The sequence below is a fragment of the Rhizobium sp. BK289 genome (assembly GCF_014193575.1).
Taxonomy (GTDB): Bacteria; Pseudomonadota; Alphaproteobacteria; order Rhizobiales; family Rhizobiaceae; genus Rhizobium; species Rhizobium tropici_C.
The window spans coordinates 74109-86485 of the sequence record NZ_JACHZO010000012.1 but is presented as its reverse complement, the minus strand read 5'-3'; the positions used below and the strand labels follow the sequence as shown (position 1 = coordinate 86485).

The following is a 12377-nucleotide window of genomic DNA, read 5'->3' as shown; positions in this document are numbered from 1 at the left end:
ATTGAAAAACAAAGTATACCTTTATTATCAACTTACCACTTCTTGCTGAGCTTGAAGGTAACGGTTCTCGCTTCGCCGTAGCCGCAGACGTTCTCGCCGGCGCAACCCGAGACATATTCCTTGTCGAACAGGTTCGAAACGTTGAGCGCTGCACCCCAGCCCTTCTTCTCGTAGCGGATGCCCGCATCGAAGAGCGTTGCCGAAGGCACGCGCAGGGTGTTGGCCTGGTCCGCCCAGGACTTGCCCTGGTAGCGCACGCCGGCACCGATGCTAAGGCCGTCAAGGGCGTCGCTGGTGAAGGCGTAGTCGAGCCAGAGCGACGCCGTGGAGTTCGGCACCAGATAGGGCGAGTTGCCGACGATGGAGGAGTCCAGGTCCTTGGTGACTTCGAGATCGGTATAGGAGTAGGAGCCGAGCAGCTTCCAGTTTTCGTCCAGATTGACCTTGCCTTCGAATTCCACGCCGCGCGAACGGACCTCGCCGACCTGTCGCTGCAGGAAGGTGACAGGATCGGTCAGAGCCATGTTCTTGCGATCGATCTGGAAGATGGACGCCGTGAACAGGCCGTCGATGAAGTCCGGCTCGTATTTGACGCCCGCTTCGTACTGCTCGCCCTTTTCCGGAAGCAGCCCTCCGCCGGTGACGCTGGTGCCGACCAGCGGCCGGAAGAAGGTGCCGGCGCTGACATAGGGCGTGATGCCGTTGGCGAATTCGTAGGCGAGGCCCACGCGGCCGCTCGGTGCGCTGTCGTTCGAGCTGTAGGTGGTGCCGACCTTTGCATCGGAATTGGTGTCGACGAAGTCGTAGCGGCCGTTGAGCGTCACCAGCCAGCCGCCGCCGAAGCGGATCTGGTCCTGCGTATAGACGCCCAATTGCTGCTGCGTCAGCACCTGGTTGAGATAGACGAAGTTCGTACCTTGAGCGGTGCCGTAGACCGGATTGATGGCGCTGATCGGGTTGGAGCCGCAGCAGGCCTGTATCTGGTCGAGGCGGTAGATCGAGTAGTCGGTGCCGATCAGGAAATCGTGGCTTAAGGGACCGGTGTCGAACTTGTTTTCCGCACGGGTGTCGACGGAGAAGGTATCGACCTTGGAGCGCTCGAAGAAACCGATGCGGTTCAGCATGTAGTTGGGATCGTCGTAGCCTGGGCTGAGCGGATTGCCATCCACATAGCCGTTCAGATACGGGCCTTCCTCGCGCTTGTAGAGGTGACCGTAGCGCGCATTCTGCGACACGGTCCAGCCGCCGTCGAAATCATGCGAGAATTCATAGCCGAGCATCTGCTGGGCATATTTCAGATTGTCGATACTGCGTTCGCCATAGAAGGCATCGCGCTTAATCTTGCCGAAGGGTGCATCGACCACGGTGCCGACATAGGGGAAGAAGCCATTGCCGCTGTGGATTTCGTCAAGACCGCTCAGCATGCCGAAGACGGTCAGCTTGGTGGAATCGTCCGGCGAGATGGTGACCTGCGGCATGATGAAGCCGCGCAGATCGTGGGTGCCGTCGCTATAGGTGTCGCCGCCGGCGATCTTGCCGGTCAGGCGGTAGCGATAGACGCCGTCGGCCGAAAGCTTGTCGGAGAAGTCGAAGCCGACGAAGGCGTTGCCGAGATTGTTGATGCCGATCTCAGTATAATAATAGGGATCGTCGGTCGGCTCCTTGCGGACCATGTTGACGAGGCCGCCGGGATTGGAGCCGCCGTAAAGTACGGAGGACGGACCCTTCAGCACTTCGACGCGCTCGAGCATGAACGGATCGATCTGGAAGCCGCCGAAGCCGTAGCTGTAGAGCGTCAGGCCATTCATGAAGACGCCGCTCTGCGTCGCATCGAAGCCGCGGATGTAGAACCAGTCAGTATCGCCGTCATTGCCGAAGGGCTGCGTGGTGACGCCCGGCGTGTAGCGCAGCGCCTCGTCGACCTTGTTGGTGATGCCGCGATCCTGCATTTCCTGTTGGCCGATGACAGAAACCGATTGCGGCACCTCGGTGATCGGCGTGTCGGATTTCGAGCCCGCCGTGGTCTTCTTGGCGACATAGCCCTTGACCGGGGCCGTGCCGCTGGCTTCGCTCTTCTCTTGCGAGCCTTGAATGACCAACGGCTGCAGCTCGGTCGGCTTTTCCTGCGCGTTGGCCTGAGAGCCTGCCAGAAGTGCCAAAATGGCTACGCCCGTCGCCATGAGCCGCGCCCGCGATACGTCCTGCTTCAATCCCTGCATTTCCGCTATTTGTCCCGAATTCTTGCGCCCGTTCGGCTATGACAGCCGATCCCTCAATAAGGTGAGGAGTTAACTCATATTTACCGGCGCGGCTTGTCTGTAACGGGGAAAATTGAATGTTTTTGGGCAATTCTCCGCGAGAGATACAATTGCTCGCAGACTGTGGTTTTCAGGCCAGCTTGCTGCGTTTCCAACTCGCCGGCGCGGTACCGACATTCTTTCGGAAGACGCGGGTGAAATGCGCCTGATCGGCAAAGCCGGTTTCGACGGCGACGGTCGTTAGCGGCATCTCGCTGTTCAGGAGCAGATGCTTGGCCTTTTCGAGCCTGGCCTGCGTTTGCCACTGATGCGGCGGCACACCTGTGGACGCCTTGAAGGCATGGCTGAAATGCGATTGCGAGAGGCCGGTCAATTCGGCCAGTTCTTCCAGCCGGATGGCGCGCGTGCAGTTCTCTTCGATATAGTCCACCGCACGGCGCAGCTGCCAGGTGGCGAGACCGCTGCGCTTGCGGGGCCGGGTGCCGCGCAGTTGCAGAACATTGATCAACAGCGAAAGTGTCAGGCCGTCGCCATAGAGATCGTGCAGCGGCTCGGGGTTTTCGCACTCGGCCGCGATCAGCTCGGCAAGCGCCATCACCCGCGGGTCGTTGAAATGCAGCTGCGGACGGTCGAGCCGCGCCGGGTCGATATGTTCCATCAGGCGCTGGCTGACAATGCCAGCATCGAAATGAATATCGAGGTGGCGCACGAACTCGACGCCTGCCATGTCGACCCAGAGCTCCATGCCAGCGGGAATGTAGGAGATGCGTCCGCTATCGTAATTCTGCAGCCGGCCTTGTGCGCGTGGCGACGGGCGGACATTGGTCGTGCCTGGGCCGCGCTGCTCCAGCAGGATGAAAAGCCGCGGGTCCCTCGCGACATAGTACCCGCCGGCCTGTGCCGCGCAATTGACGTTCCAGATGTCGGCAACCATGCCGTTCCATCGGCGGCGATGCATGCCGCCGATCACGGAAAAGCCTCCGATCTTGTTTTGCATTCGTGGTTGAAACGTCATTCGCAGCTTCCGGCGTCGCTTTCCCGCTTTAATCCTTCAAATTATACTCAAGTTATTACAGCAACACCTTTTGGATGGCAATCTCCGTGTGGTTGCCGCACGGAGAGCGGCATGCACGCGAAAGCAAACGGGATGCCCTCTTCGGGCATCCCGTTTGCGATGTCGAATCTGCCAATATTGAAGCTGCCTGCGCCGGAACCTTATCCTAGAACAGCCCTGCCGTTCTCATCGTCTTCGAATTCGGCTGATAAGAGGCCTCGATTATACCGGAGGGCTGGCGCTTGGATGACGGCTGTGGCGCAATGGCGTGCGCGGGCGTGGCCCCCGAGCCCCGCAGCGTGCCGCAGCTTCCCGAACTGCTTGTCTTGACCTGCGGCTTGCCGCTCCCCGTGCTGAAATATTGCATGGTTCGCGTGCAGGTGCCCTTGCCCGATGTCGTAGAAATCATCGTATATCCCTGAGCACCTGGAGGAAGGCGGGAGAGCTCTATCTTCGTGAGGTTATCCGCGCCATCGGGCCATTGCGCCAAGAGCGGCGCGTTGTGCAACATGGCCGCCATCTCCCGATCCATGGCGGCCGAGATGCGCTCCATGTCGGCGAAGGGCGAGGCGTCGTCGAATGGATCGAAGGCGGCAATGAGGGAGGAAGCCGCATCGGGATTGCCTCGAAACGATATAACTGGAGGCTGATCGCCGCTATAGCGGATCACCTCCAGTGAGCCGTCCGGCAAGCGGACCGTCATTTGATGCATCTGGGCGGATTGCTCGGTCTTCTGCTGAGCGAATGCCTGACCCGCCAATCCTGCGGCGGCGATAAGACCAGCGCCGATGAGAAGTGTATTGCGGAGGGTTTGCACAATGGTCTCCTTTGCTTGAAGAACATCTCCGACGGGTTTTCGAACGAATGGCTTCGAAACCTGTCGATGCGACGATTTCGATCTTGGCCCGGCCTCCGCCAAATTTATGGCAATCCCTGCGGCACCGCGCCGCAGCTGCGCCGTACAGATGTCAATCCTGCATGATAGATCCAAATACAGACATTGCCGGACCGATGATTTCTAACCGTGAAAGAAAGGCCATTCGCCCATTTTGAGTCTGGCATGACAACGCAAGCTTGAAATTTCCCTCGTCTTCCGCCACCTGTTCGGCGCGACGTTCAACATTCCCAGGAGACTAGACGCATATGACAACCACCGCCGCAGAAATGACCGCCGAGAGCCACGTCTTCGAGGCCGACGTTGCCCGCCTTCTGCATATGATGGTTCACTCGGTTTATTCGGACAAGGATGTCTTCCTGCGCGAGCTGATCTCGAATGCGGCCGATGCCTGCGAGAAGCTGCGCTATGAGGCGATCGCGCAGCCCGGCCTGCTTGCGAACGATCCCGACAGCGGCATCCTGCTGACGCTCGACGCCGATGGCAGCAAACTCGTCGTCGAAGATAACGGCATCGGCATGAGCCGCGACGAGATGATCGAGGCGCTGGGCACGATCGCCCGTTCCGGCACGCGCGCCTTCATGGAGCGCATCGAGGCCAATAAGCAGGGCGAGGGCGCGCAGCTTATCGGCCAGTTCGGCGTCGGCTTCTATTCCTGCTTCATGGTGGCCGACCGCGTCGATGTCGTCTCGCGGCGCGCCGGTGCGGAAGATGCCTGGCTTTGGTCTTCCGATGGCAAGGGCGGCTACAGCGTTGCGCCCGTCGATGTCAGCGAAGCGCCGGCGCGCGGCACCCGCATCACGCTGCATCTGATGGAAGATGCCAAGAGCTACGCTTCGCGCTGGAGCGTCGAGCGCATCGTCAAGGAACAGTCCGGCCATGTGCCGGTGCCGATCAAGATCGCCGAAAAGCCCGGCGAGGAAGCGACGCAGCTCACCGACGGCACCGCGCTCTGGACGAAATCGAAGAACGATATCACGGCCGAGGAATATACCGATTTCTATCGCGGCGTTTCCGGCCAGTATGACGAGCCGGCGCTGACGGTGCATTTCCGCGCTGAGGGGCGCCATGAATATTCAGCGCTCGCTTTCGTGCCTGGCTCGCAGCCCTTTGACCTCTTCGATCCCGATCGCAAGGGCCGCATGAAGCTCTATGTGAAGCGCGTCTTCATCACCGATGAAGCCGAATTGCTGCCGCGCTATCTCCGCTTCGTGCGCGGGCTGGTCGACACGTCGGACCTGCCGCTCAACGTCTCGCGCGAGATGATCCAGGAAAGCCCGATCCTGACGGCGATCCGCAAGGGTGTGACTAATCGCATCATCACGGCGATCGAGAAACAGGCGGAGAGCGATCATGACGCCTTCCTGAAGATCTGGGAGAATTTTGGCAGTCTCATCAAGGAAGGCATCTATGAGGACTTCGAACGTCGTTCTCAGCTTCTGGCACTTTCGCGCTTCCGCACCACGACGTCGGGCGACGGCTATCGCTCGCTTGCCGACTACATCAAGGATGCCAAGGAAGGCCAGCAGTCGATCTACTATCTCGTCGGTGGCAGCCTGGAGCAGCTGAAGGCTTCGCCCCAGCTTGAAGGTTTCCGTGCCCGCGGCATCGAAGTCCTGTTGCTGACCGATTCCGTCGATAGCTTCTGGGTGACCAACGCCCCGGAATTTGAAGGCAAGAGCTTCAAATCGATTACGCAGGGCTCTGCTGATCTTGCCCAGTTCAAGAAGCAGGACGAAGACAAGCCTGAAAGCGAAAGCGCGCCCGCCGAAGTCCAGGCATTCCTGGACTATGCCAAGCAGAAGCTGGCCGATGAGGTCTCCGATGTGCGCGCATCCGACCGTCTGATTGAAAGCGCCGTCTGCCTCGTTGCCTCCGAGCAGGGTTATGATCGCCAGTTGGAGAAGATCTTGCAGGGCGCCGGCCGTCTACAGTCCGGCGCCAAACCGATCCTGGAAATCAACATGGATCATCCTGTCGTCAAGGCCATTGCCGCCAAGGCCGATTCACCGGCCCTGCGCGATGATGCCGCCTTCCTTTTGCTCGATCAGGCCCGCGTGCTGGATGGCGACAAGCCTGCCGATCCGCGCGCTTTTGCCGAACGTCTGGCACGGCTGATGGAGAAGGCGCTGCAGTAATCCAACGGGATCGGCACGGCTCGAAACGGCTGTGCCGATCCATTCGCGGAGGGCTGCGATCACGTTATGCTGAGGCGCAAAAAACTTGCCTAAATTTATCATCTTTTCGTTGCGGGGCGAGGGCTCTTCTTCTATAAAAATGTCAGATTGGCAGGGCCTTGCTCTGCCACGTAAGCGTTAACGTCACTCAACGCGTATGATCGAACGGCTCTGCGGCTTCGGTCTGCGCGACTGTGTCCTGCGGATCGAGATCGAAGCGCCTCGAAAGGACACCGATGGATACCCCTCATAATTCCAACCCGGCCATCTCCGCCCCGAAGATCGAGCGCGTGCGGCATGAGCTGAAGCGGCGCTCTTTGACGGTAACGGCAATCGAGAGGATCACGCCCGGCATGCTGCGCATTCGGCTGACCGGCGAAGACCTTGCCGATTTCGTCAGCCTGGCGCCCGACGACCACATCAAGGTTTTCGTAGCCGGCGCGGGCGAGGAGATGGAGCGGCGTGATTATACGCCCCGCCATTACGACACCGACGCGCGCACGCTCGTCCTCGATTTTGCCGTCCATGAGGCAGGCCCCGCCACGCAATGGGCGCTCGACGCCCGCGTCGGCGACAGGCTGGAGATCGGCGGTCCCCGCGGCTCGGCCGTAGTGTCCGCAGATATCGAGAACTGGCTGCTCATCGGCGACGAGACGGCGCTGCCGGCCATCGGCCGCCGGATTGAGGAGGCGCCTGCGGCTGCGCGCATAACGGCGATCGCCGCGGTTGCGGATGCTCACGAACATCAAGCATTTCAAACCGACGCGCAGCTTGATATGCACTGGGCGCATCGGCCCCTTTCGGAGGCGACCGATCCATCCCCTCTCTTGAAGATATTGCAGTCGATCGATGTGGTTTCCGGCACTTTCGTCTGGATCGCCGCCGAGGCTTCCGTCACGCGCGCCCTGCGCTCCTACCTCGTCGAGGAACGCGGTTATCCGCTGAGCTGGATCAAGGCATCGGGCTATTGGGTCAAAGGCAAGGCAGACACGACGGAGAAATTCGATTGAATGCGGGACGCAGGCGGCAAGACGCCGCCCGCGTCTCAATGTTGATGGATCAGGCATCTTGCCGGAATCGGCTGCTGCCCCATTTCATGGCCCAATCGTCCCGGAAAGGGATAAGGCGTTCCATGATAAGCTTGGGTTCATCGAAATTGCGTTCCGTAGATTTCGATTTCCTGAATTGGATGGGATCGTCGAAGGTTAGGCGTGAAGAGGGCGTGGTGGCGGAGACCGCTCCCGATCGCTTTGCGGGTTCATGGCGCCGAGCGGGAGGCGGTACTTTGGACGTCATGTCGATCCCTGCCGTGCACGACGGCTAATATTGAGGATAAAGCCAAGGTGCTTGCCGTCCCGAAAGACCCTCCGCGGACATTTATCGCGTTGATGCTGTCGGCGCTTCGCAAGGCCTTCGCCGGTATCGCGCTGGCGAGTGCCGCCATCAATATATTGGCCTTGACCGGCTCTTTCTTCATGCTGCAGGTCTATGACCGGGTCATTCCGAGCCGCAGCCTGCCGACATTGTCCGGCCTCGTCATCATCGTTGCGGTCCTCTTCCTGTTCCAAGGCATTATCGAGTTCCTGCGTTCCATGCTGCTTGTTCGTATCGGCATGTCGCTTGATGAACGATTGAACAAAAAGGTCTTCCGCTCGCTCCTGTTCCTGCCAACCAGGAAACAGACGTCGGACGACGGCTTGCAATCGGTCCGCGATCTCGAGCAGATTCGTTCCTTCCTTTCTGGTAACGGCTCGACGGCGCTTTTCGATCTGCCGTGGGTGCCGTTCTATCTGATCCTTTGCTTTCTGTTCCATTTCTGGATCGGCTTCACGGCTCTGTGTGGTGCCCTTTTGCTCGTCGGCATTACAGTGCTTGCCGAACTGCTGTCGCGTCGACCGGCTGAGGCGGCGGCCAAGTCTTCGGCCATGCGTCTCGGTTTCGCCCAGGCGGCGCGACGCAATTGGGAGGCGGCCATTGCCATGGGGTTTGTTGGCCGTCTGAGCGAGAAGTGGGCGGCCATGAACGGCGACTATCTCCGACATCAGCTGGCGGCGAGCACGATCGTCGGGGCACTCACAATCGCTGCCAAGATGGCGCGCATGATGCTTCAGTCCGGCGTTCTCGCCGTCGGGGCGATCCTCGTCATTCGGCAGGAGGCGACGGGTGGCATCATCATTGCCAGTTCGATCCTGGTGACACGGGCGCTGGCGCCCGTCGAGCTCGCGATCGGCCAGTGGAAAGGCCTTGTCGCCGCGCGTCAGGGCTGGGTGCGGCTTGCCGCGCTCCTCGACGTCGTGCCGCCCGAGCAGCAGGCCTTCGCTTTGCCGCCGCCGTCGCGCGAGCTTAGCGTCGAGAATATCAGCGTTACTTCTCCAGGCAGCCGCGATCTCATCCTGCGCAATATCTCGTTCAGGATATCGTCGGGCACGGTGCTCGGCGTCATCGGTCCGAGCGCGTCGGGCAAGTCCTCCCTTGCGCGGGCGATCGCCGGCCTATGGCCGGTTCCCCTTGGCGCCGTGCGGCTCGATCGTGCCGCGCTGTCGCAATGGAATAGCGACGAACTCGGTCGGCATATCGGCTATCTGCCGCAGGATGTGGACCTGTTCGACGGCTCGATCGCCGAAAACATTTCCCGGTTTGCCGAGGAAGTGGATACGAAGCCGATCATCGCTGCGGCGAAGGCTGCGGGGGTTTACGACATGATCGTCAAGCTTCCGGATGGCTTCGATACGAGGATCGGCGAGAGCGGATCGCGCCTTTCAGCCGGGCAGAGGCAGCGCATAGCCCTGGCGAGAGCGCTTTACAACGATCCATTCCTGGTGGTTCTCGATGAGCCGAACTCCAATCTGGATGCGGAGGGAGAGGCCGCGCTGACCGAGGCCCTCGCAGGCGTGCGGAAGCGCGGCGCCATCGCGATCGTCATTGCCCACAGGCCAAGCGCCCTGGCCGCTGCCGATACCGTCATGATCGTTGCCGGCGGTCAGGTTCAGGCGTTCGGTCCGAAGAAAGACATACTCGGGCCATCGCCCAAGCAGGTCGGAACGACGCATTTTGCCGTTGCCGGCGGGGAGACGCACGGATGACCGACAAGGCTTCGCCATCGACCGAACGGACGATCCGCCGCCTGTCCCTGCTTGTGGTGGCGGCCGTAGCGCTGCTGTTTGGTGTGATGGGCGGCCTTGCGGCGGCGACCAGGATTTCCGGAGCGGTGATTGCCTCGGGCACGCTTGTCGTGGACAGCTATGTGAAGCCGGTGAAGCACCTGAAAGGCGGGATCGCCCGCGCGATCCTGGTGAAGAACGGCGATCATGTCGCGGCCGGCCAGGTGCTCGTGCGCCTGGACGACACGCAGACCAAGGCCAACCTTGCCATCATCCGCAAGCGGCTGAACGAGCTTTCCGCCCGCACGGCGCGTCTGGCGGCGGAGCGCGACGGCAGGCAGGATATCGCCTTTCCCACCGAACTTCTCTCGGACGCTACTGACGCAGATGTCGCGGCTATTCTGGCAGGCGAGCGCCGGCTCTTTCGCGATCGTCAGATATCGCGCGACGGGCAGAAATCGCAGCTTCACGAGCGCATTCAGCAGCTCAGGCAGGAGATTGACGGTCTCGTCGCCCAGGAAGAGGGCAAACGCCAGGAGATCGCGCTCATCGCCAAGGAGCTCGGCAGTCTCCAAGGCTTGCTCGATCAGGGCATCATTTCGGCGACGAAGGTCTATTCGCTGCAGCGGGAAAGCGCTTCGCTGAACGGCGATCTCGGAAACCTCGTCTCGTCGATCGCCCAGACCAAAGGCAAGATTGCGGAAACCGAGCTGCAGATCCTGCAGATCGATGCTGACCGCAGTTCGGAAGTATCCGAGCAATTGCGCCAGGCGGAAAGCGATAGCGGTCAGTTTGCCGAGCGCCTTATCGCCGCCGAGGACGATCTGAAGCGGATCGACATCAAGGCGCCGCAGTCAGGGATCGTCGATCAGCTGAGCATCCATGCCGAAGGGGCAGTCATTTCGCCGGCAGAAGCGATCCTGCAGATAGTCCCGGATAAGGATGCGCTGGTAGCGGAGTTGAAACTTGCGCCGCAGGATATCGACCAGATTACCGTGGGCCAGGCGGTATCCCTGCGCTTTCCCGCCTTCAATCAGCGGATCACCCCGGAGCTGAACGGGCATGTCGATACGATCTCGGCGGACCTGACGACGGATCAGCGTTCGGGACAAAGCTATTATGTCGTACGGGTCAAGGTGGCAAAGCCGGAATGGGATCGGCTGGGGCAGCTTACACCGCTGCCCGGCATGCCTGTGGAGGCCTTTCTGCAGACGGGCGAGAGAAGTGTTCTTGCCTATCTGACAAAGCCGATGACCGACCAGATCCGGCGGGCGTTCAGGGAGGATTAGGGTGGTTTCGACCGGGTTACAGTCTCTTCCCAGCGGCCGCCCGATTTGCGTCGGACGGCCGCTCTGGAGTGCGTCGAGTTCCGAGACCGCTCAGATATGCCAGTCCGTCGTATGGGCTGATTGGGCCGAGGTGGTGAGCTGGGCGGCATGATCGTCCAGGGAATAGGCCTTGATATAGTCGATCTTCATCTCGGACCCGTTCGGGAGTCCATCAGTCGGCGTGCCCGCCACGCCGCCGACGGCGAGATCGACGAGCATATACATCGGGCCGTGCATATCAGCCGGCGTATCGGCATGGGCGACGGCGACGTCGTCGAAATACCAGACGATCTGATCCTTGTCCCAGAGCACGCCGTAATTGTGGAAGCCGTTCGTGCTTGGGACTTCCACTGGAATGGACGTTTTCGTGTGCTCGCCGGTGGCATTCGAATGAACAGTCACATTGACAGTGGTGGGGTTCTGCCCACGCATTTCCACGACATCGAGCTCCGGCGGCCATGAGCCATCCTCCGGCAGCAGCCAGAAGGCTGGCCAGACGCCCTGATTATGCGGCATCTCCGCCCGCATTTCGAAATAGCCATAGGTCTGGGAGAAGGTGGAGTGGGTGGTCAGAAGGCCGGAGGTGTAATCATGGTTCTCGACGGTCGATTTCAACGCATCCGGCGTCTGTTTCGCCGTGATGGTCAGAACGCCGTCCGAGACGGAAAATGGGTTTACGGATGCAGTCGGCGCGTAGGACGGATTGATGTACCATTGCAGCTCGTCATTCAGGCTGCTGCCCTTGTCCGGCGCCCAGGAATATTTCGCATCCCAGGTGCCCTGCGTTCCCTCGTGCAGCGACAGCGTATTGAAATCGTCCGAAAAAGTCTGCGTCAGCGATGCTCTGTCGAGCCCGAGCTGAAACTGATCTTCATGCAGATCGGAGATGGTCTTGTTGGCGAAGACCAGACTTTCGCCATTGCCGAGATCGAGCCGGACATTGGCGCCTTCCTGCGTGGAATGGCTGACAACCTGATCGAAGGACGTCAGGCCGTATTGATTGAGCCGAACCTTGTCGTCATCGCTGAAGTCGGCGATGAGATCGCTGCCGTTACCCTTGGTGATGAGGAAGGTATCAGCCCCGCCGCCGCCAATGAGCACATCGTTGCCGCCGCGTCCGTCGATGGTCTGGCTGCCGCTACCGCCGGTGATGATGTTGTCGGCGTCGTTGCCATAGGCGTGACGGTTGTCACCCGTGACGGTAAGATTTTCGACATTGGCGGGCAGCGTGTAATCCATCCAGGTGTTGATGGTATCGATGCCGGCATTGGGGGCTTCATAGACCCGATTGTTGCTCGAGTAGATATAATAGATGTCGTCGCCTGTGCCGCCCATTAGCGTTACGTTGACGGTGTTGTCGCCCCATATGGAATCATTGCCAGCGGTACCGTAGAGGGTCGGTCCCGAGCCGGTGGCGGAAAAGAAACCTGTCGACGTACCGCTATAGTAAAGCGGTTGTCCAAGAGCATTCAAAACTGAATTGGGCATGAGAAACCTCTTCCTTGGTGCCGGACCAGCTCCTCCACCGATCTAATATTTCTCCCCACTCATATGCATCAGATAG

8 protein-coding genes are annotated in these 12377 nt (G+C 60.2%); 4 read left to right on the top strand and 4 right to left on the bottom strand.

Annotation, left to right across the window (positions count from 1 at the left end; translation table 11 throughout):
- Nucleotides 1-32 precede the first annotated feature (32 nt).
- From FHT84_RS22260 to FHT84_RS22250, 3 genes are all read right to left on the bottom strand, one after another.
- Nucleotides 33-2219, bottom strand: a complete 2187-nt coding sequence (locus FHT84_RS22260; protein ID WP_112342313.1) for a TonB-dependent siderophore receptor — start codon at nt 2217-2219, stop codon at nt 33-35.
- A 169-nt stretch (nt 2220-2388) separates the two neighbouring features.
- Nucleotides 2389-3273 (bottom strand): AraC family transcriptional regulator, encoded by an 885-nt coding sequence (locus FHT84_RS22255; RefSeq protein WP_183764054.1) that lies wholly within the window; start codon nt 3271-3273, stop codon nt 2389-2391.
- Between the two features lie 205 nt (nt 3274-3478).
- Nucleotides 3479-4129: a hypothetical protein gene (locus FHT84_RS22250; RefSeq protein ID WP_183764057.1), complete on the bottom strand. Its 651-nt coding sequence runs from the start codon at nt 4127-4129 to the stop codon at nt 3479-3481.
- A gap of 326 nt (nt 4130-4455) precedes the next feature.
- On the opposite strand from FHT84_RS22250, the gene htpG reads away from it, so the two are divergent.
- The 4 genes from htpG to FHT84_RS22230 all read left to right on the top strand — a co-directional run bounded on the left by htpG (nt 4456) and on the right by FHT84_RS22230 (nt 10774).
- Nucleotides 4456-6345, top strand: a complete 1890-nt coding sequence (gene htpG, locus FHT84_RS22245; RefSeq protein WP_183764060.1) for a molecular chaperone HtpG — start codon at nt 4456-4458, stop codon at nt 6343-6345.
- Between the two features lie 275 nt (nt 6346-6620).
- On the top strand, nt 6621-7394 hold the full coding sequence (locus FHT84_RS22240) for a siderophore-interacting protein (RefSeq protein WP_183764063.1): 774 nt from the start codon (nt 6621-6623) through the stop codon (nt 7392-7394).
- A gap of 378 nt (nt 7395-7772) precedes the next feature.
- Entirely contained in the window at nt 7773-9467 is a 1695-nt protein-coding gene (locus tag FHT84_RS22235; protein ID WP_210278915.1) for a type I secretion system permease/ATPase, read from the top strand.
- Complete coding sequence (locus FHT84_RS22230; protein WP_183764069.1) at nt 9464-10774, top strand: HlyD family type I secretion periplasmic adaptor subunit; 1311 nt, start codon at nt 9464-9466, stop codon at nt 10772-10774. Before FHT84_RS22235 ends, FHT84_RS22230 begins: the two co-directional genes overlap by 4 nt.
- A 90-nt stretch (nt 10775-10864) precedes the next feature.
- On the opposite strand, the gene FHT84_RS22225 is transcribed toward FHT84_RS22230, so the two are convergent.
- Nucleotides 10865-12301, bottom strand: a complete 1437-nt coding sequence (locus FHT84_RS22225; protein ID WP_183764072.1) for a family 16 glycosylhydrolase — start codon at nt 12299-12301, stop codon at nt 10865-10867.
- Nucleotides 12302-12377 lie beyond the last annotated feature (76 nt).

Bases quoted from the DNA above. Each gene is read 5' to 3' on its own strand.
- FHT84_RS22260 (WP_112342313.1), bottom strand. From the start codon at position 2,219: ATGCAGGGATTGAAGCAGGACGTATCGCGGGCGCGGCTCATGGCGACG.
- FHT84_RS22240 (WP_183764063.1), top strand. From the start codon at position 6,621: ATGGATACCCCTCATAATTCCAACCCGGCCATCTCCGCCCCGAAGATC.
- FHT84_RS22255 (WP_183764054.1), bottom strand. From the start codon at position 3,273: ATGACGTTTCAACCACGAATGCAAAACAAGATCGGAGGCTTTTCCGTG.
- FHT84_RS22235 (WP_210278915.1), top strand. From the start codon at position 7,773: ATGCTGTCGGCGCTTCGCAAGGCCTTCGCCGGTATCGCGCTGGCGAGT.
- FHT84_RS22230 (WP_183764069.1), top strand. From the start codon at position 9,464: ATGACCGACAAGGCTTCGCCATCGACCGAACGGACGATCCGCCGCCTG.
- FHT84_RS22225 (WP_183764072.1), bottom strand. From the start codon at position 12,301: ATGCCCAATTCAGTTTTGAATGCTCTTGGACAACCGCTTTACTATAGC.
- htpG (WP_183764060.1), top strand. From the start codon at position 4,456: ATGACAACCACCGCCGCAGAAATGACCGCCGAGAGCCACGTCTTCGAG.